Here is a 19,115-nt window from a genome sequence, read left to right on the forward strand (position 1 = left end):
AGTGGCGGAGACGGATGAGCGGGCCGAGCGACGGAGAGGATGAAGGCATGCCGGAGCTCCCGCAATCGACGCCGACCACCTCGGACCTGTGGCGCCGATTCATCGACCCTCCCGATGATGCCCGCCCGCGCGCGTGGTGGCACTGGATGGACGGGAACGTCGATCCAGCCGGAATCGTCCGCGACCTCACCTGGCTCCACGACGTCGGCGTGCGCGGCGTCCAGCTCTTCGACGGCGGCATGGGCGTGCCGCTCGTGGTGCCGGAGCCGGTCCGACCGGGATCGGCCGCGTGGAGCGAAGCGATCCGCACGACCACGCGCACCGCCTCGGACCTCGGCCTGGAGCTGGCCGTGGCCACTTCGGCCGGATGGAGCGCGAGCGGAGGGCCCTGGGTGGAGCCCCGCGACGCCATGAAGAAGATCGTGTGGTCGGAGGCGATCGTCGACGGCGGCGGTCGACGGCGCGTGACGCTGCCCCCGCTTCCGGCAGTCGCCGGGCTCTTCCAGGACGCCCCCCGCTGGGGCGCCTCTCCGCGGGACGCATGGTCGACGGACTGGCGAGTCGTCGCCTTCCCGGCCGACGATGCCCACGACCCGCTCCGGCCCGATCGCGTCCGGGGCTCGGGCATGCTGGCCGACGTCGCCTGCCTGACCGACGGCGGGTTCGAGGCGGCGCTCGCACTGCCGCGGGATCCCGATCGCCGATCCTCCGCGTGGCTGGAGGTCGAGTTCGACGAGCCGGTGTCGGTCGGCTCCGTGACGGTGGGGCTCCCCGGTCCGCGCGGATTCGGAGCGGCGCCGCCCCCCGACGCCGTGCTCGAGGCGGGCGACGTCGACGGCGGCTTCCAGCCGATCGCGCACCTCGAAGCGACGACCGCTCCCGCGCGGACCGTCGCGTTCCCTCCCGTCACCGCGCGTCGGTTCCGTCTGATGCTCTCCGGCGCGAGCGCAGCCGAGGCGCTTCCGCCCGTCGCCGACGGCGTGCGCATCCCGCCTGTGCTGAACCGCAGCGACGCCTTCCACGTGTCGGAGTTCGCACTGCGAGGTGGCGGCCGCGTCCACCACGCCGAGACGAAGGCGGGCTTCGGGGTCGTGCCGGACTACTACGCCGTCGACACGGATGCCGGCGCGGATGCCGCGGCCGTCCGGGCGGCGGACGTGCACGATCTCACCGCGCTCGTCGAGGGCGGCGTCCTGGACTGGGAGGCTCCCCCGGGCCGCTGGCGCGTCCTCCGGCTGGGCGCGTCGCTCACCGGGCAGACCAACGGACCCGCTCTCCCCGACGGCACCGGCCTCGAGGTGGACAAGCTCGATGGCGTCCGAGTCGCGGCCTTCCTCGCCCGCCATCTGGACCGATTCGAGGCGGGGGACTTCGACGCGCTCCTGTCCGACAGCATCGAGGCGGGCAGCCAGAACTGGACGGACCGCATCGCCGAGCGGTTCCGCGACCTGCGCGGCTACGACCCCACCCCGTGGCTGCCGACGCTCGCCGGCTATCTCGTGGGCGGGGCCGAAGAGTCGGACAGATTCCTCTACGACTATCGGCGCACCCTGGCCGACCTGCTCTCGGCCGAGTACTACGCCACTCTCGCGGCGGAGGCGCACCGCCGCGGCATGCGCTACTACGCCGAAGCGCTCGAGGACGGACGACCGCAACTCGGCGACGACCTCGCGATGCGCTCGCACGCGGACGTGCCGATGGGTGCGATGTGGACGTACGATCCCGGCACCGGGCCGCGCCCCACCTACGTGGCCGACCTCAAGGGTGCGGCATCCGTCGCCCATGTCCACGGCCGGAAGTGGACCGGCGCCGAGGCCTTCACCAGCTTCGACCGGCCCTGGGCGTCGAGCCCGCGCAGCCTCAAGCACGTCGCCGATCTGCAGCTCGCCCTCGGCGTGACGCGCTTCTGCATCCACACGTCTCCGCATCAGCCGCTCGCGGCACCACCTCCCGGGATCGCGCTGGCGCCCTTCCTGGGACAGGCGTTCACGGTGAACGAGACGTGGGCCGCCATGGCCGGTCCCTGGATCGAGTACCTGGCCCGCTGCTCGGCGATGCTGTCCGCCGGCGAGCCCGCCGTCGACTTCGCGGTCTTCGTCGGCGAGGAGGCTCCGGTCACCGGCCTGTTCGCCGACGGCCTCGATACGACCGTGCCCGCCGGATTCGACTTCGACTACGTGGATGCCGCGGGGCTGGCGGTCCTGCGCGTCGATCGCGACGGGGACCTGCGTTCGGTCGGCGCCCGCTACCGGCTGCTGGTCCTGGGCGGCTCGAGCAGCCGGCTCACCGTCGCGGCCCTGCGTCATCTCCAGCGGCTCGCCGATGCGGGAGCGACGATCGTGGGGCTCCCGCCGCACTCGACGCCGTCGCTCGCCGACGACGAAAGCGAGTTCCGGCGCCTGTGCGACGAAATCTGGGCGGAGGATCGCCCGGCCGGGCGCGTCCTCGCGACGTCGGATCTCGCAGAGGCCCTGACCTCGCTCGGGCTGCGCTCGGACTTCGAGATCACGGGGCATCCTGTCCGCACGGTCGCGCGGAGCGTCGACGGAGGACGCGTCACGTTCCTCGCCAACCCCTCGGACCAGATCGCCCACGTGCGTCTCTCGGTCCCCGAGCGCGTCGGCGGGCTGAGCGCGTGGGATCCCGTCGAGCTGTCGGCCACTCCGCTGCCGGGCGTCACCACCGGCGACGGCAGAACGGTGGTCGAACTGGTCCTGCCGCCGTTTGGATCCGTCTTCGTGGTGCCACTCGGATCCGCGGCGGCGAGTGCCGGCGACGAGGTGCCGGTGCGTCGACCCGCGCCGCTTACCGACGGACCGTGGCGGCTCGCCCTGCCCGGCCGGGAGGAGATCGTCCTGCCACGGCCGGCCCTGTGGACCGAGCTGGGCGGCGCCGCCCGCGGCTTCTCGGGGACGGGGACGTATCGGACCGTGTTCGAACACCGTGTACCTCTCGATGGCGCGCGTGCGTGGGTCGATCTCGGCGGTGTTCACGACATCGCGCGGGTCGTCGTCAACGACGTCGACTGCGGGGTGGCGTGGACGGCGCCGTTCCGCGTGGACGTCGCGAACGCTCTGCGAGCGGGCACGAACACGATCGAGGTCATGGTGGCGACCCCTTGGCGCAATCGCCTGATCGCGGAGGCCGTCCGCCCGTCGGGTGAGGTGTTCCCGCCGATGAGGGAGGTCTTCGAAGCATCGGCGGTGGAACTTCCGGCCGGTCTGATGGGGCCCGTCTCACTGCTCGTCGAAAAGACCTCCTGATCGGCCGAATCGCGCGGATCAGCCGGGCTATTGCACTACATAAACGATACTAATGTCGAAAACCGGCGAATGTGTGTCATTGTGAAGGAGCGGCCGAGCGCCGAGCCAGCAACCCGACGCTGGCGACAACGAAGTCACGAAAGGGTCGAAATGCCACAGCACACAGCTTCCCGCCTCCGGTGGTCGCTTCTCGCGGCGCCGATCGCGGGAGTCCTCATCCTCGCCGGATGCTCCGGCAGCGGCGACAACGGCGGAGAGAGCACCGACGACGGCAGCGGCGCCGCCGACGCCCCGTTCAGCGTCATGGTCGCTCAGGCGAATGACCAGGACGACTTCTACGCTCAGATCATCGAGCAGTACACCGAAGAGACCGGCGTCGAGGTCGAGGTCATCCCCTACCCCTCCGACGCGTACAACACCCAGGTCACCACGCAGCTGCAGGCCGGCAACGCCGCCGACGTCATGATCCTCGCCCCCGGCACCGGTCAGCCGATCTCCGTGATCACGCTGGCCGACGCCGGATTCCTGGAGCCCCTCGACGAGACGTCGGCGAGCATCATCCCCGCGGGCGCCGAGGCGGAGTTCCAGATCGACGGCGACACGTTCGCCCAGCCGACGGCGCTCACCCCGGTCGGGATGGTCTTCAACGTCACCGCGGCCGACGAGAGCGGCGTCTCGGAGTACCCCGCGACCTACGAGGAGCTGCTCGACGCGTGCACCACCGCTCGCGACGGCGGCAAGTCCTTCACGGTGCTCGCCGGCGGCATCCCCTTCAACACGGGCCTGTTCTCGATGCTGATCTCGGCGACCCGCGTGTACGCCGAGACGCCGGATTGGAACGCACAGCGCGCCGCCGGTGATGTCTCCTTCGCCGACAGCGGCTGGCGCGACGTCCTCGAGGACATCGTCGAGATGAACGACTCCGGCTGCTTCCAGGACGGCGCTGCCGGCGGTACGTTCGACAGCATCACGCAGGGCCTCGGTGGAGGGACGTCGCTGACCGCCGCAGTTCCGGGCAGCGCGGCGGCCTCGATCAGCGACGCGACGGGCGCCGAGCTCAACGTTCAGGCCTTCCCGCCCGCGGACGGCCAGGACGCGTTCACCGTCACGGGCGCGAACTACGCGTGGGGCATCAACGCCTCGTCGGACGAAGACGTGAAGGCCTCCGCCCAGGCCTTCCTCGACTGGGTCGCGCAGCCCGAGAACGCTCAGGCCTACGCCGAGCTCTCCGGCAGCGTGCCGATCACGGGCATCGACCCGGCGACGCTGCTTCCGCAGTACGAGCCCATCGGCGGCCTCCTCGCCGACGGCGCGTACGTGGGACTGCCGAACGCCACGTGGCCGAACCCCGCCGTCTACGACGCGCTGGGCACCGGTGTCCAGGGTCTGCTGACCGGTCAGAAGACCGTCGACCAGGTTCTCGACGAAATGGATGCGGCGTGGGACAGCTGATCCTCTGACTGCGCGAAACGGTGCCGCCCGGGGTTTCGACCCCGGGCGGCACCTCCGTCTCGGCACCGAGGAGGAGACCGATGGATCGAAGCGCACGCGTGAGCCGACTGCTCGCGGACATGACACCCCGCGAGAAGCTCGGACAGCTGCAGATCGTGTTCCGGCCCCGGCTGGACGATGCGGCCCGGCTCGTCCGCGACGGGATCGGCTCGGTGTTCTGGCCACGCTCGGCGGCTGCGGTGAACCGGCTGCAGCGCGTCGCGGTGACGGAGACGCGCCTCGGGATCCCCCTCCTCGTCGGGCTGGATGTGATCCACGGGCAGCGGACGATCGCGCCGGTGCCCCTGGCGCAGGCCGCGAGCTTCGATCCCCGGCTCGTCGAGGAGCTCGCCCGGCTCGCTGCCTCCGAGGCGCGCTCGGGCGGTGTGACGTGGACGTTCTCACCGATGGTCGACGTGTCGTTCGACCCCCGGTGGGGGCGCGTCGTCGAGGGGTTCGGCGAGGACGTGCACCTGACGTCGATCATGGGCAGGGCGATGGTGCGCGGCTACCAGGGATCCGACCTCTCGCTTCCCGGCACGATCGCCGCGACCGCCAAGCACTTCGTCGCCTACGGACAGCCGGAGGGCGGCCGCGACTACAACACCGTGGACGTCTCGGAGCACCGGCTGCGCAACATCCACCTCGAGCCTTTCCGCGCTGTCGTCGACGAGGGCGCGGCGTCGGTCATGGCCGCGTTCAACACCGTCGCCGGACGGCCCATGCACGCGAATTCACGCCTCCTCACGGGCACGCTGAAGGACGAGTGGGGCTTCGGCGGAGTGATCGTCGGCGACGCCGACGGCGTGCGCAACCTCCTCCCGCACGGTGTCGCCGAGGATCTGGCGGATGCGGTCACGCAGGCCTTCCACGCCGGCATCGACATCGAGATGGGCGGCGCGCCCTCCGATCTCGACGACGCAGCGCTCACCCGCATCGACTCCGCCCGGATCGACGACGCCGTGGCGCGCGTGCTGACCCTGAAGGAGCGCCTCGGGCTGTTCGAGCGGCCGTATGTCCACGAGCAGGACGAGCGGACGGGTCCGACGGCCGAAGCCCGCTCTCTCGTCCGCCGTGCGGCCGCACGCTCGTCGGTGCTCCTCGAGAACGACGGCACGCTTCCGCTCGGGCGCCGCGGACGCATCCTGCTCACCGGGCCGTACGCCACCTCGACCGACCATCTCGGCGCGTGGACCCAGTCGTTCGGGGCCGAGGCCGGGTCGATCGCCGCTGCCCTGAGTGAGCGTGGGATCGACGCCGAGGTCGTGCCGGGGGTGGACTTCCTCGACGACGACCCCGGCGGCATCGACGAGGTCGTGGCCGCCGCCGCGCACTGCGACGTCGCGGTGGTGGTCGTCGGCGAGCCGAGCGCGTTGTCCGGCGAGGCTGCTTCCCGGAGCGACCTGCGGTTGCCGGGTCGCCAGACCGAGCTCATCCGGGCGGTCGCGGGAGCAGGCATCCCTTTCGTCGTGGTCGTGGTGGCCGGGCGCCCGCTCGTCGTCGGCGATTGGGCGGAGCTCGCCGGCAGCCTCGTCGTCGTCTGGCACGGCGGCACGGAGGCTGCCGCGGCGATCGTCGACGTCCTGCTCGGGGACGAGGACCCGGCGGGACGACTGCCGATGTCGTGGCCGCGCTCGGTCGGGCAGGTGCCGGTCTACTACGCGCACGAGAACACCGGCCGGCCGGCGACGAGGGGCGGAACGCTCTCGGCCGAGGCCGAGGACGTCGGCCTGCACGGGCCCGACAAGGTGCACGAGAAGTACACGTCGAAGTACCTCGACCTCGACCTGGGCCCGCAGTTCGCCTTCGGCCGAGGCTCGAGCTACGCGACGTTCGACCACTCGATCCCCCGCCTGTCGGCGAGCGGGGTGTCACTCGCCGACCTCGGTGCGGGCGTCACCGTGACGCTTGAGATCGACGTGACGAACACCGCGTCACGCTCGGGCGACGAGGTCCTGCAGGTCTTCGTGCAAGACCTCGTGGCGACGGTCGCGCAGCCCGTCCGGCGACTGATCGCGTTCGCGCGGCGAACGCTCGCGCCCGGCGAGACGGCGACGCTGGCCTTCGAGATCGGTCGCGACGAGCTGCACTTCTGGGATGCCTCGTCCGCACGTTTCGTGGTGGAGCCAGGCCTGTTCCGCCTGCACGTCGGGAGCACGCTCGCGGCGACGCAGCACGTCGAGTTCCGCGTCAGCTGAGTGGGGTGTACCGGAAGTCGCGGAACCTCACCCGTCCCTCACCCGCCGCGTAGAGCGCGGGCCTCAGGCTCAGCAGATCGGCCATCGTGTTGGCGTGATAGCCGGAGGTCTCGTAGCGGATCGCATGGCGGACCCACTCCCCTCCCGGTTCGCGGTACCAGCCGGTCACGATGTGCTCGTCGTTGCGAAGGCGCAGCTGCAGGCGACGCACGGTCGGCGCCGGCTCGCGCCAGTGGGTCCGGTGGCCGCCGGCGTAGCTGGGCATACGCTCGCCATCGATGCCCATCCCGCAGAAGAGCCGACCGTTGAAGAACAGGAGCAGGCCGCCTTCGACCCCGCCGTCCAGCAGTTCGACCTCGACCTCGACCTCGTACGCGTGATCGCCCACGGTGAGCGTGAGCGGCGACGCGTTCCCGGGTGCGGCACCCTTCGCCTTCATGACGAGCCCGTCATCCGGCGCCAGGCGCCGGGCTTCCCCGGGGGAGGGGGCGTGGAACGTCCACCTCGCACCCAGCCGAAGGACTGAGAAGTCGTCCGCGAACGGCAGCGATGGTCGCTGACCGGATGCGGCGGCCGGGGCATCCAGGATCCCTCCGATGTCGTCGCGGGTCGCCACCGGCCAGCCGTCGTCGGTCCACGCGATCGGCTCGAGGAGGATCTGACGGCCGAGGGTTCGATAGCCGTTCTGATAGCCGTGCGAGACCATCCACCATTCGTCCGGTCCGGTCCCCCGCACGATCGTGGCGTGCCCGCGCGACCACCACGCCTCGCGCGGATCGGTCGTGCGCACGATCGGGTTGCGCGGATGGTTCTCCCACGGCCCGTTCACCGAGCGCGAACGCGCGACGATCACCATGTGGCCCGTGGGCGGACCGGCGGTGCCGCCGACCGCGCTGACGAGGTAGAGCCATCCGTCGCGCCAGAAGAGCTTGGGCCCCTCGAGCGCGTACGCCTCGGTCACCCAGGCGTCGGGGTACCGCCAGCCGTCGTAGACGTGTTCGACCTCGCCGACGGTCGACAGACCGTCTTCCGTCAGGCGGACCCTGCGGATACCGCTCACGAACAGGTAGCGCACGCCGTCTTCGCCCACCACATGGCCGGGGTCGATCGCCCCGCGGATGCCGAGATCGATCGGCTCCGACCACGGGCCGCGCATCGAGGGCGCGTGGATGACGAAGATCGACGGCTGGGTGAGCGCGGACCACGGCGCGGGAATGAAAGGGATGTAGATGAAGAACCGGCCGTCGTGCTCGGCGATGTCGACCGCGAAGGTGCTGCCGATCGGCTCGGGCAGCGCGGCGCACTCGTACGTCCAGTTCACGAGGTCGCTCGAGCGGTACAGCAGCAGCCCGGGCGCCGATTCGAACGACGAGTAGGTCATCCAGTACTCGTCGCCGACCTTGAGGACCGCGGGGTCTGGCCGGTCGCCCGGAAGAATCGGGTTGGTGAACGTCGCCCCCGGTGCACTCACATCCCGGCTCCGATCCGCTCCGCGGCCTCGGCGGTCGTGCTGTCGCCGGGGCGCGCCGCTGCGATCCACTCGGAGACCACCGGCGAGCCCGTGAACCGCTCGGCCATCAGCGCGTACCCGGCCGGGCTGGGGTGAAGCCCGTCCGGCAGCTCCGCGAGGTCGCCCGCGCCGAAGAGGTCGAGCCCGTCCAGGTAGAACAGCGCGGGATCGTGCGCGGAGCGCGCCCGCACGATGTCTTGCAGGATCTCGCGCACCGAGCGGAGCGTGAGGGGCAGGCTGAAGGGGTCGGGCGCCGGGACCGCGGTGCCGCGACGCTCACCCGTTTCAGGGTCGGTGACGGTCGGGCCAGGCGTCTCCTCGTGCATCGGGCAGATGATCGGCGAGATCACCAGGATCGGGGTCTCCGGGGCGCCTTCGCGGATCGTGTCGAGGAACCCGTGCACGGCGGGCACGAACGTTCGGCGCTTCAACGTGTCGCCGCCGACGATGTTGATGCCGATCTTCAGGCTGAGCAGGTCGGCACCGGAGTCGCGCATCGCCCGCGCCGTGAAGGGATCCAGATGGGCGTTCGCGGCGAAGCCCAGATTGGTGACGTCCAGACCCAGCTGGTCGGCGGCGGCGACGGGCCACACGCCGCGAGGAGTCGCGGCCTCGATGCAGTGGCTGATCGAGCTGCCGTGATGCCACCAGCGCAGCTGGTCTCGTGGGGCGGCGGGCAGCAGGGGCGCGTCGGCGCGGACGTGGCGGATCTCGACGGTCTCGGTCTGCGGCAGCCACACGACCACGCGGCGCTCCTCGCCCCCCGTCCCGGCGAAATCGAACCGCACGACGACCGGCTGGCCCTGCACGAATCGCGGTCCTCCGGGCTCGCCGAGGTGCAGTTCCGATCCACCGGTGACCCGCGCATCCCCGACGGGATGGCCGTCGACGGTCGCGGAGAACACCGCCCACCACTCCTGATCGGGAATCCAGGGCAGGCGCAGGCCGGTCGTCTCCACGGTGAGCTCGATCCATGTCGCCGCCGTTCGGAACTCGCACCGCACCCCCGAGGCCTGCTCGGCCGCGATCCACATCCAGTCGGAGTCGGACTGAGCCCGGGCGCTCAACGGCAGTCGCACCGGCTTCAGTCCGGTCGCGGTGACCTCGACGTCGACGTTCCCTCGCAGGCTCGCCCGGATGAGGTCGGTGGTGTCCTGATTCACTTCTGCTCCTTCACGATGCCGCAGGCGCGCGACCAGTCCTCAGCGTGCCATCCACTGCGCGACCGCGTCGATGGTCCGACGCGCCGTCGGATCGGCGGGCTCGTTGATGTGTCCGTGATCGGCGCCGGCCTCGACGTGGACCGCAGCCGGGATGCCGGTGGATCGCAGCCGGCGCGCGAACGCCTCGCCCGACGGGCGCAGCTCGTCGAACTCGCACACGACGACGAGCGTCGGCGGGAAGCCCGCGACCGGACCCAGAGCGGCGAAGGCGTGCGGGTCCTGCAGCGCCTCGACGCTTCCCGCGAAGTTCAGCGCGAGCTGTCCGTGCGACGAGGCGGTGTCCACCTCTGCGGACGCGTCGGGGCCGTTCGGATGCAGCACCGGGTAGACCAGGACGAGGCCCGCCGGCACCGGCCCACCGGCATCGCGGAGCCGCGCGACGGCACCGGCGGCGAGGTTGCCTCCCGCGCTCGCACCCCCCAGCACGACGGCAGGAACCGGGAGTCCGAAGAGCTCGTCGCGGTGCGAGAGTGCGTGGGCCCAGCCGGCGAGCACGTCGTCGGACGGCTCCGGGAAGTGCGTCTCGCCGAGGCACTTGACGTAGTCGAGCGCGAGCACCGGAACGCCGCGCGCGGCGAGTTCGAGTGCGACCCAGTTGGACTCGGGCATGTCGAGATGTCCGCCGATGAAGGCACCGCCGTGCACCCAGACGAGCGCCCGACCGGAGGCCGCCGCCGTCGGGTCCCGGTACAGACGCGCGGGCACGATCCGCCCGCCCGGCCCGTCGATTCGGATGTCGGCTGCCTCGACGGCGGCGAGGTGCGGGAACCGGAGCTTCAGCGAGGCGGTGTCGATGTCGGTTCGAGGGTCGGCCGGCTCGCCGTTCTCGGCGAGCCACCGGACGGCGTCGGAGAGCGGCATCGACCGGAAGTCCGGTACCTCGACAGGATCGGCGTCGCTCATGCGGGCTGGAGCTCGCGCAACGAGCGACGAACCAGGTCGTGCTGACGGCGCACGAGCAGCAGCGGGTCGACCTCGCCGAGCTCGGCGAAGGCGTGCCCCTCCCATTCGCTCGACCAGAACCCGCGATAGCCCCCCTCGACGAAGACGCGCACGAGCTCGGGGTAGTCGATCGCGGGTTCCTGGCCGGTGTCGTCGATGTCGTAGAACTTCGCGTGCACGTGCAGGATCTGCGGCATGATGTCGGCCCACTCGCCGGGGGCGACGTGCCCGTGCATGTTGAACGCGAGGTGGGCGAACGCCCCGAGCCGTCCCGGGTCGAAGTCGCGACCCTCGAGGTAGCCGATGAACTCCTGCTGCCGCTCGCGGATCGGAGCATCGGTCGCCCAGATCCGCTGCAGGGTCTCGACGGCGTCGTCGTCGAGACCCGCACGGCGCACCGCGCGGAGGAGGGTGGGCGACATGGCGTGCATCGTGGACGAGAAGTCCGCCACGAAGCCCAGGAGCGGCGAGTCCAGCTCGGCGTACGTCTCGCGCACCTTGACGATCGGCTCGGCGTTGGGCCCCATCGGCGCGTGGATCTCATAGGCGAGCTGGAGTTCGAGCCGCTCGGCGATCGGCAGAAGGCGCCGCAGCAGCTCGGGCTTGGCCGACTGGATGCGCACGAGCGGGAACCCGAGCTTCTTGGCGCCGTCGAACATGACCTTCGAGAACTCGAACTCCTCGTCCGGGGTCATGTCGCGATCGCGGCGGCGGCCCATGTCGAGGTTCGCCCCGAACGAGCTGGCGACGAAGCCGTGACGGTCGAACGCGGAGCGCCACGTGCGCACGAAATCGTCGGAGACCACCGGATATGTCGGCAGCACCTGCGAGGCGACGATCTCGATGCCGGGCCCGATGCCGAGCTCCGCGACCCTGTCGAGCAGGCCCGCGAAGTCGAACCATCCCGCGCGGAACTCCGCGCTGGCCGAGTAGAGGGTGAGTCCGAGCCTGAAGGGATCGGAGTCAGCGACCGGCGGCGGGGGTGTCACGCCCGCGACGAGGGCCGGGGCCGCGGCATCCATCTCCGTCACCGTCAGGCGCTTCACGTCGTGCACGACGTTCGGCACATACTGGCCCGGTCCGCCGTCCTGACCGGGTGCGATCTGCATGTACGGCAGGCGCAGCTCGCCGTGGAGGACGATGTCGTGCGCCTCGCCCACGACGACGGGCGTCGGCAGCGTCGCGATGAGCAGGGGGTGCTCCTGCAGGTACCAGAGCACCTCGCTCTGCTGGGGGATCTCGTCGAGGGTGTACCGCGTGCCGCCGAGCTCGAGCACGAGGTCGGACTCGGGCACGCGGAGTCCGTCGACGGTGAGCTCCAGCCTGGACACGGACGAGAGCCACAGGCTGCGGTACCACGGCAGGGTGAGGGCGAGGGCGAGCCCGTCGGGGTGCGGGCGCAGGCTGTCGTCGTGGATCAGTCCGTTGGGCATGTGGGTCTCCTGTCGAGGGGGATCGGATGCCGCGACTAGCGCAGTCCGGAGGCGACGCGGCGCATGAGCGAGTGCTGGCGGCGCACCTGCTCGATCGACCGCCACGGTGCGCGGTCGCCCTCGTACTCGCTGGAGAGCCAGCCGGTGTAGCCCGCGTCCTTGAGTCCCTGCAGCACGGGCTCCCACGGGATCTGCTGATCGACCAGGTCGTCGTCGATGTCGTGGAACTTCGCCTGCACGAACACGACGTACTCGCCGATGTCGAGCAGATCCGCGGGGTCGACGCCGATGCCGTCGAGGAAGGCGGGCCGCTGACCGGGCAGCTCCCCCGGGCCGAGCGGGATCGGCCGATCCTGGAAGATGCCGGTGTCGATCAGCAGACCGAAGTGCTTCGTGCCGGTGCGCTGGATGAGGTCGATGTAGTCGTCGACCACCTCGTGCTTGATCGGGGTCGGCGAATGGATCTCGGGAGCGATGACCACGTCGAGATCGGCGGCGAGGTCGAGGCTGCGCTCGACGGCCTCGGTCCAGCTCGGGTGCGGCACGAGATCGCTCGTGACGACGCCGATCTTCGGCCGCACGAAGGAGAAGCCGAGGCGCTTCGCGAGCCGGAGGTCGCGCTGCAGGAGCGCCGCCCCTTCCGCGGCCGTGAGATCGCGCGCGTTCGGTCCGCTCGAGTGCAGTCGGGTGTCGATCCACGAGCCGTAGTTGGTCGGTTCCAGCCCGTACCGGTCCAGCAAGGTGAACCACGTGTCGATCCAGTGCGCGGTGGGCTCGGGGTAGCCCGAGACGTGACCCTCGCCGAGGATCTCGACGCCGGTCGCGCCGACGTCGGCGACGTGGGCGAGGGCGGTCTCCAGGTCGAGCACCGTCCCGAAGTCGTGCATGAAGCTGTAGAGGCTCACGCCGTAGCGGAACGGGCCGCCCTCGAGGTCGGAGGTGAGCGTGATGCGCTTGGTCTGGCGGTAGACCGAGGGCTGGTGCTCGAGGGGGATGTACGACATCCGCAGGCGCAGTTCGACGCTCACCTCGTGGATCCCCTCGGGCAGGCCGCCGGGGAACGGCACGGTGATGATCGCGGCGTCCTCGAGCGGCCACCGCACGCCCTCCGAGTCCCACAGCTGTGCGAGCGAGAAGGTGCGTCCCTGGAGCGTCCAGAGCGGGACCTCGGGTCCGACGTGAACGAGGTCGCCGACGCGCACCGCGACTCCGTCGATGAGGGATGCCGCCATCCCGCGGTACGACTGCATGCGCAGGCGCAATTGGAAGCCGGTGACCTCGCTCCCCTCGCGGACGTTGCGGAATCCGACGGCCTGGATGAGGTCTCGTTCGAGAAGCATCGATGCTCACTCTCTGCAGGAAGGTTCGTCCAGCCTAGTGGGTTTTGCACTATTCACTCATAAGTAAGTCTGATGAGCACATAATGGATCCTCCGCCGTCCGAATCGCTGAGACCGATGACGGCTCCCCACGCCATAGACGCGACGGATACACTCGTGAGAGCGAACGCCCGTCCGAAGGAACACACCGCCGTGTCCGATCCCCTGCTCTCCCGCCTCGACCTCAATCTGCTGGTCGCTCTGGACGCCCTCCTGACCGAGCGCAGCGTCACTCGCGCGGCCGAGCGCCTGCACTTGAGTCAGCCGGCGCTGAGTGCATCGCTCGCGCGACTCCGCACGCACTTCAACGATCCGATCCTCGCTCGGCGAGGAAACACCTACGAGCTCACCCCTCTCGCGCTGCGCCTGACCGACCACACGACGACAGCGCTGGATGCCGCGCGACGCGTGTTCGAGAGTCAGGCCATCTGGACCCCTCACGATTCGTCCCGCGAGTTCTCGATCTACGGGTCCGACTACGGCTTCGCCACCATCGGCGCGACCGTCTCGCGCCTGGTCGCGGACGAGGCGCCCGGGGTGCGGCTGCGGTTCATGTTGCACAACCCGACCATCGTGGAGGACGCAGCGGTGCGACTGCGCTCCGTCGACGGGATGGTGATCCCCCACGGACATCTCACGGAGCTACCCTTCATCGACCTCTGGCGCGACGGCTGGGTCGTGCTCGCCTCGGAAGACAACGCCGACGTGGGCGACGAGCTCACGATGGAGGTGCTCGGGGCGCTCCCGTGGGTCTTCACCTTCCAGACCCGCACCGCCTTCACCTCGGCGGCGCGGCAGCTCCAGCAGCTCGGGGTCGAGCCGCACGTCGAAGCCGTCGTCGAGAGCTTTCTCGCGCTCCCCCACTTCATCGCCGGGACGAACCGGCTCGGTCTCATTCAGGCAGGTCTCGCCTCGACCGCCGGGAGAGTGGACGGCATCCGCGTCCTCGAGCCGCCGTTCGACGCGACTCCCGTCGTCAATGCGCTGTGGTGGCACCCCGTGCACGGACGCGACCCCGAGCATGCCTGGATGCGGGGCATCTTCGCCCGCGCCGCGGAGGAAGTGACCGGGGCACGCGGGGAACTGGCAGCCGCGCAGGCTGCGCGATGACGCTTCCCGGGCTGAAGGGCGCGGCGATCGTCGTCACGGGGGCCGCCGCCGGACAGGGGCTGGCTGAGGCGCTCCTCCTCGCGAGCTCGGGCGCGGACGTCTACGCCTCCGATCTCAGCGATACGACGCCGCCTTCTCTGCACGGCGCCCGGCTGACGTACCGGCGGCTGGATGTCGCCGACGGAGCCGACTGGGCGGCGTATGCCGAGTGGCTCCGCGGTCGACTCGCCGGCCGGCCGCTCCGAGGGCTCGTGAACAACGCCGGCATCACCCACCGCGCTCGCCTGGGTCACCTCGAGCGGGCGGACTGGGATCGCGTTCTCGCCGTGAACCTGACCGGCGCGATGCTCGGCATCCAGAGCGTGCTTCCCCTGATGGACGCCGGGTCGTCGATCGTCAACGTCGGCTCATCCGCCGCGCTGACCGGGCACTACCCGGCGGCTTACACGGCGAGCAAGTGGGGGCTGCGCGGGCTCACGCACGCGGCCGCCACCGAGCTCGGCCCACGCGGCATCCGGGTCAACATCGTCCACCCCGGGTTCGTCGAGACGGACATGACCTCGTCCGCTCCCGCCACGATGCGCGCCGCCCAGCTGGAGCTCACCCCTCTCGAGCGGACGGCTGAGCCCGGTGAGGTGGCGCAGGCGGTGGCGTACCTGCTCTCGGACGCCGCGTCCTACGTGACCGGCGCCGAGCTGCCGGTGGATGGCGGCTTCACCTCGTCCGCGGGCGCGAAGCTCATCGCCGATCGGCTGTCGGGTTAGCGCTGTCCCACGGTCACGGCGGTGGTCTCGTCACGATCGCGACGGCGTGATCCGCTCAGCGCTCGATGACGACGGCGAGACCCTGACCGACCCCGATGCACAAGGCGGCGACGGCGACTCCTCCGCCGCGGCGCTTCAGCTCGTGCGCAGCGTGGCCGATGATGCGGCCGCCAGACGCGCCCAGAGGGTGACCGATCGCGATCGCCCCGCCGTGGACGTTGACGCGATCGGGGTCCAGATCAGGCCAGCCCGCGAGGCACGCCAGCGACTGCGAGGCGAACGCCTCGTTGAGCTCGACGAGGTCGACGTCCGTCCATGAGCGCCCCGCCCGAGCAAGCGCGCGGTTCGCGGCCTCGACCGGGGCGACCCCGAACACGTCGGGGTCGTTGCCGAAGACTCCGCGTCCGGTGATCCGGGCCAGGGGCTCGGCATTCACCGCACCCTCGGCTCCGAGGAGGACAGCCGATGCGCCGTCATTGATGGGTGAGGAGTTGCCCGCGGTGACGGTGCCGTCCGCCGCGAACAGCGCCTTCAGCGCGCCGAGCTTCTCCAAGGAGCTGTCGGCCCGGATGCCTTCGTCGCGCGAGAGCTCGGCGCCGGGCACCTGGACGATCTCGCCGTCGTAGACCCCGGCTGCCCAGGCATCGGCGGCGAGACGGTGGCTGCGCAGCGCGAAGGCGTCCTGCGCGTCACGGGAGATATCGTGGATTCGAGCGAGCTTCTCCGCCGACTGCCCGTTCGAGATCGTCCACTCCACCGGCAGCTTCGGGTTGGTCATGCGCCACCCGATCGCCGTGTTCCACAGCGTCTGGTTTCCCACCGCCGGCCAGGGCTTGGCCGACTTCTCGACGACGTAGGGCGCGCGGCTCATCGACTCGACCCCGCCGACGAGCACGACGGCCGCGTCACCCGCCTCGATCGCCCGCGACCCCTGGATCACCGCTTCGACCGAGGACCCGCACAGGCGATTGACCGTCGCCCCGGGGACCGTGGTCGGGAATCCGGCGAGGAGTGCACCCATGCGGGCGACGTTGCGGTTGTCCTCGCCGGCCTGGTTCGCATCGCCGAAGATCACATCGTCGATCCGGGCGGGGTCCAGACCCGTGCGCTCGACCGCGGCCCGCATCACCACGGCCGCCAGATCGTCCGGGCGGGTCCCCGCGAGTGCTCCGCCGGCCCGGCCGAACGGCGTGCGCACAGCGTCGTAGATGTAGGTGGCGGGCATGTCAGATCCTTCCGAGCTCGAGGCCGGTGAGCGAGGTCAGCGTGTCGAGCGTATTGTCGCCGAACGTCTCGCGCACCGCGAAGCGGCCGCCTGCGACATCGAACACCGCGTGATCGGTGTAGACGCGCGTGACGCAGCCCACCCCGGTCAGCGGATAGGTGCACCGCTCGACGAGCTTGGGCTGGCCTGTCTTGGTGAGCAGGTCGGTCATGACGAAGACCTCCTTGGCGCCGATCGCCAGATCCATCGCGCCGCCGACGGCGGGGATCGCGCCCGGCGCACCGGTCGACCAGTTCGCCAGGTCGCCGGTCTGCGAGACCTGGAACGCGCCGAGCACGCACACGTCGAGATGCCCGCCGCGCATCATCGCGAACGAATCGGCGTGATGGAAGTAGGCGGCGCCGGCCAAGGCGGTCACCGGTTGCTTGCCGGCGTTGATGAGGTCGGGGTCGATCAGGGCAAGATCCGGCGAAGGTCCCATCCCCAGCAGTCCGTTCTCCGTGTGGAGGATGATCTCGAGGTCTTCGGGAAGGTAGTCGGCGACGAGGGTGGGGGCGCCGATGCCCAGGTTCACATACGCGCCCTCGGGGATGTCCGCCGCGATGCGCCGGGCGAGATCGTCGCGCGAGATCCGGGTGCTCATCGGTCAACCTCAGCGGGGACGGATGCCGCGGCATCCCGCCCACGTCCCTCGATGTCCACTCCCCCGACGAAGCGGCCGCCCGACAGCCACGGCCGCTCTCCGACGGGAACCACGCGGTCGACGAAGATGCCCGGCGTGACGACCGCCTCCGGGTCGAGCGATCCCAGGTCCACGATCTCGTCGACCTGCGCGATCGTCGTCGCGGCCGCGGTGGCCATGATCGGCCCGAAGTTGCGGGCCGTCTCGCGGAAGACGAGGTTCCCCCACCGGTCGGCCTTCCAGGCCGAGATGAGGGCGAAGTCTGCATGGATCGGGTACTCGAGCACGTAGCGGCGGCCGGCGATCGTGCGCTCCTCCTTGCCCGCGGCCAGCTCGGTGCCGACTCCCGTCGGCGAGAAGAACGCCCCGATCCCGGCACCGGCGGCGCGGATTCGCTCGGCGAGGTTGCCCTGCGGTACGAGTTCGAGCTCGACCTCGCCGGCGCGGTACAGACCGTCGAACACCCAGGAGTCGTGCTGCCGCGGGAAGGAGCACACGATCCGGCGGACGCGCCCCGCGGCGAGCAGGGCCGCGAGGCCCGTGTCGCCGTTGCCGGCATTGTTATTGACGATGGTCAATTCGGTCGCGCCGCCGGCGATGAGGGCGTCGATGAGCTCCACCGGCTGCCCGGCGCGCCCGAATCCGCCGATCATGATGGTCGATCCGTCGGGGATGCCGGCGACCGCGGTCGCGGCATCCTCGACCGTCTTGTCGATCATGCGCTGTCCTCCCCGAAGACCCGGGCGGCGATGCGGAAGGCGGTGTTCGCGGCGGGGACGCCGCAGTAGATCGCGGACTGCAGGATCACCTCGCGGATCTCTTCCACGCTCAGGCCGTTGCGCACGGCGGCGTGCAGGTGCATCTCGAACTCCTCGTGGTGACCGTGGGCGATGAGCGCCGTGAGCACGGCGATCGACCGCGACCGGCGGTCCAGCCCGGGTCGCGACCACACGTCACCCCACGCGACCCGGGTGATGAAGTCCTGCCAGTCGGCCGTGAGGGGAACCGTCGCCTCCACGGCGTGGTCGACGTGCGCGTCGGACAGCACGGCGCGGCGGACCGTCATCCCGCTGTCGTAGCGCTGCGCGTCGGTCAGTCCCTCGCCCGCGGGTCGGGTCATGTCGTCTCCTCCATTCCGGCGAGAAACGCCGTCAGCTGCCCGACGACGGCCTCGGGCTGTTCTGCGGGCGGGAGGTGCGCGGCAGCCGCGATCATGGCCGCCCCGCCCCGCCGGACGCCGGCCGCGATCTCCGTCGCTTCGTCCTGCGGAGCCACCCGGTCGTGCTCTCCCCACAACGCGAGGACCGGAGTCCCGATGTCCCCGAGCCGGTCGCGCACGTCGTACCGCGCGAGCGCTTCGCAGCACCGCGCGTAGCTCTCGTCGTCCGCATCCTGCAGCGCGTGGAGCAGGCGCCCGGAGATGTCGGGATTCCGGGCCACCGATCCCTCGGCGAACCAGCGCTGCGCCGACGCGATGAGGAGGCTCGACGTGCTCTGCGCGCGCACCTGCGCGGCTCGCTCGTGCCATGCCTCCGGTCCGCCGAGCTTCGCGCCGGAGGCGATGACGGCGACGGAGCGCAGGCGCCGGGGATGCCGCAGCGCAAGCTCGAGTCCGGTGGCTCCGCCCAGCGAGACACCGGCGTAGTGGAAGGTCGGCTCGCCGACTCCGGCGGCGACGGCGTCGGCGAGGTCGGCGACACCGAAGTCCGCGGTGGTCACGGGCGAGCGTCCGTGGCCCGGAAGATCCCACGCGGTGACGCGGAAGCGACGGGAGAGCGCGGGGGCGACGGTCTCCCACAGCACGGTCGAGGTGCCGAGCGACGGGCCCAGCACCAGGAGGGGAGCGGTGTCCGGGCCAACGGGATCGGTGAAGGTGATCGACAGAGCCATGACCGG

At 70.8% G+C, this 19,115-nt stretch carries 15 protein-coding genes; 5 read left to right on the forward strand and 10 right to left on the reverse strand.

The features are described from left to right. Nucleotides 1-47 precede the first annotated feature (47 nt). The 3 genes from ACFQ0P_RS03705 to ACFQ0P_RS03715 all read left to right on the forward strand — a co-directional run bounded on the left by ACFQ0P_RS03705 (nt 48) and on the right by ACFQ0P_RS03715 (nt 6,952). Nucleotides 48-3,263, forward strand: coding sequence for a glycosyl hydrolase (locus tag ACFQ0P_RS03705; RefSeq protein WP_204980522.1), 3,216 nt, complete (start codon nt 48-50; stop codon nt 3,261-3,263). A 150-nt stretch (nt 3,264-3,413) separates the two neighbouring features. After that, nucleotides 3,414-4,715, forward strand: a complete 1,302-nt coding sequence (locus ACFQ0P_RS03710; protein ID WP_204980524.1) for an ABC transporter substrate-binding protein — start codon at nt 3,414-3,416, stop codon at nt 4,713-4,715. An 80-nt stretch (nt 4,716-4,795) separates the two neighbouring features. Continuing rightward, complete coding sequence (locus ACFQ0P_RS03715; protein ID WP_204980526.1) at nt 4,796-6,952, forward strand: glycoside hydrolase family 3 N-terminal domain-containing protein; 2,157 nt, start codon at nt 4,796-4,798, stop codon at nt 6,950-6,952. Here ACFQ0P_RS03715 and ACFQ0P_RS03720 read toward each other — a convergent pair. From ACFQ0P_RS03720 to ACFQ0P_RS03740, 5 genes are read right to left on the reverse strand one after another with little or no spacing between them, the layout of a single operon-like run. Next, the gene (locus tag ACFQ0P_RS03720; RefSeq protein ID WP_204980528.1) at nt 6,945-8,423 is read right to left on the reverse strand and encodes a family 43 glycosylhydrolase; all 1,479 of its coding nucleotides are present in this window, start codon (nt 8,421-8,423) and stop codon (nt 6,945-6,947) included. The genes ACFQ0P_RS03715 and ACFQ0P_RS03720 overlap by 8 nt on opposite strands. Further along, a complete protein-coding gene (locus ACFQ0P_RS03725) occupies nt 8,420-9,625 on the reverse strand; it encodes a GDSL-type esterase/lipase family protein (RefSeq protein WP_204980529.1) in 1,206 nt (401 codons plus the stop codon). Before ACFQ0P_RS03725 ends, ACFQ0P_RS03720 begins: the two co-directional genes overlap by 4 nt. 39 nt (nt 9,626-9,664) lie before the next feature. Then, entirely contained in the window at nt 9,665-10,588 is a 924-nt protein-coding gene (locus ACFQ0P_RS03730; protein ID WP_204980531.1) for an alpha/beta hydrolase, read from the reverse strand. Further along, complete coding sequence (locus ACFQ0P_RS03735) at nt 10,585-12,060, reverse strand: C-glycoside deglycosidase beta subunit domain-containing protein (RefSeq protein ID WP_204980533.1); 1,476 nt, start codon at nt 12,058-12,060, stop codon at nt 10,585-10,587. The genes ACFQ0P_RS03730 and ACFQ0P_RS03735 overlap by 4 nt, the downstream gene beginning before the upstream one ends. Nucleotides 12,061-12,095: 35 nt before the next feature. Beyond that, complete coding sequence (locus ACFQ0P_RS03740; protein WP_204980535.1) at nt 12,096-13,400, reverse strand: C-glycoside deglycosidase beta subunit domain-containing protein; 1,305 nt, start codon at nt 13,398-13,400, stop codon at nt 12,096-12,098. Nucleotides 13,401-13,591: 191 nt separating this feature from the next. Between ACFQ0P_RS03740 and ACFQ0P_RS03745 the strand changes: the two genes are divergently transcribed. Next, nucleotides 13,592-14,548, forward strand: a complete 957-nt coding sequence (locus ACFQ0P_RS03745) for a LysR family transcriptional regulator (RefSeq protein ID WP_378771373.1) — start codon at nt 13,592-13,594, stop codon at nt 14,546-14,548. Continuing rightward, nucleotides 14,545-15,312, forward strand: coding sequence for an SDR family NAD(P)-dependent oxidoreductase (locus ACFQ0P_RS03750; protein WP_204980539.1), 768 nt, complete (start codon nt 14,545-14,547; stop codon nt 15,310-15,312). Before ACFQ0P_RS03745 ends, ACFQ0P_RS03750 begins: the two co-directional genes overlap by 4 nt. A 55-nt stretch (nt 15,313-15,367) precedes the next feature. Here ACFQ0P_RS03750 and ACFQ0P_RS03755 read toward each other — a convergent pair whose 3' ends face one another. From ACFQ0P_RS03755 to ACFQ0P_RS03775, 5 genes are read right to left on the reverse strand one after another with little or no spacing between them, the layout of a single operon-like run. Continuing rightward, nucleotides 15,368-16,537: a thiolase family protein gene (locus ACFQ0P_RS03755; RefSeq protein WP_204980541.1), complete on the reverse strand. Its 1,170-nt coding sequence runs from the start codon at nt 16,535-16,537 to the stop codon at nt 15,368-15,370. A 1-nt stretch (nt 16,538) separates the two neighbouring features. Next, nucleotides 16,539-17,180 (reverse strand): 3-oxoacid CoA-transferase subunit B, encoded by a 642-nt coding sequence (locus ACFQ0P_RS03760; protein ID WP_204980543.1) that lies wholly within the window; start codon nt 17,178-17,180, stop codon nt 16,539-16,541. Continuing rightward, the gene (locus tag ACFQ0P_RS03765) at nt 17,177-17,938 is read right to left on the reverse strand and encodes a 3-oxoacid CoA-transferase subunit A (protein ID WP_204980545.1); all 762 of its coding nucleotides are present in this window, start codon (nt 17,936-17,938) and stop codon (nt 17,177-17,179) included. The genes ACFQ0P_RS03760 and ACFQ0P_RS03765 overlap by 4 nt, the downstream gene beginning before the upstream one ends. Beyond that, nucleotides 17,935-18,339 carry a 4-carboxymuconolactone decarboxylase gene (gene pcaC / locus ACFQ0P_RS03770; RefSeq protein ID WP_204980547.1) on the reverse strand — a complete coding sequence of 135 codons (405 nt, stop codon included), beginning with the start codon at nt 18,337-18,339 and terminating at the stop codon, nt 17,935-17,937. Before pcaC ends, ACFQ0P_RS03765 begins: the two co-directional genes overlap by 4 nt. Continuing rightward, the gene (locus ACFQ0P_RS03775; protein WP_204980549.1) at nt 18,336-19,109 is read right to left on the reverse strand and encodes an alpha/beta fold hydrolase; all 774 of its coding nucleotides are present in this window, start codon (nt 19,107-19,109) and stop codon (nt 18,336-18,338) included. The genes pcaC and ACFQ0P_RS03775 overlap by 4 nt, the downstream gene beginning before the upstream one ends. Nucleotides 19,110-19,115: the final 6 nt, after the last annotated feature.

This window comes from Microbacterium insulae (assembly GCF_042677065.1).
GTDB lineage: Bacteria > Actinomycetota > Actinomycetes > Actinomycetales > Microbacteriaceae > Microbacterium > Microbacterium insulae.

Coding starts and splice junctions, on each gene's coding strand:
- ACFQ0P_RS03775 (WP_204980549.1), bottom strand. CDS start 19,109: ATGGCTCTGTCGATCACCTTCACCGATCCCGTTGGCCCGGACACCGCT.
- ACFQ0P_RS03715 (WP_204980526.1), top strand. CDS start 4,796: ATGGATCGAAGCGCACGCGTGAGCCGACTGCTCGCGGACATGACACCC.
- ACFQ0P_RS03760 (WP_204980543.1), bottom strand. CDS start 17,180: ATGAGCACCCGGATCTCGCGCGACGATCTCGCCCGGCGCATCGCGGCG.
- ACFQ0P_RS03750 (WP_204980539.1), top strand. CDS start 14,545: ATGACGCTTCCCGGGCTGAAGGGCGCGGCGATCGTCGTCACGGGGGCC.
- ACFQ0P_RS03705 (WP_204980522.1), top strand. CDS start 48: ATGCCGGAGCTCCCGCAATCGACGCCGACCACCTCGGACCTGTGGCGC.
- ACFQ0P_RS03740 (WP_204980535.1), bottom strand. CDS start 13,400: ATGCTTCTCGAACGAGACCTCATCCAGGCCGTCGGATTCCGCAACGTC.
- ACFQ0P_RS03735 (WP_204980533.1), bottom strand. CDS start 12,060: ATGCCCAACGGACTGATCCACGACGACAGCCTGCGCCCGCACCCCGAC.
- ACFQ0P_RS03730 (WP_204980531.1), bottom strand. CDS start 10,588: ATGAGCGACGCCGATCCTGTCGAGGTACCGGACTTCCGGTCGATGCCG.
- pcaC (WP_204980547.1), bottom strand. CDS start 18,339: ATGACCCGACCCGCGGGCGAGGGACTGACCGACGCGCAGCGCTACGAC.
- ACFQ0P_RS03755 (WP_204980541.1), bottom strand. CDS start 16,537: ATGCCCGCCACCTACATCTACGACGCTGTGCGCACGCCGTTCGGCCGG.
- ACFQ0P_RS03765 (WP_204980545.1), bottom strand. CDS start 17,938: ATGATCGACAAGACGGTCGAGGATGCCGCGACCGCGGTCGCCGGCATC.
- ACFQ0P_RS03710 (WP_204980524.1), top strand. CDS start 3,414: ATGCCACAGCACACAGCTTCCCGCCTCCGGTGGTCGCTTCTCGCGGCG.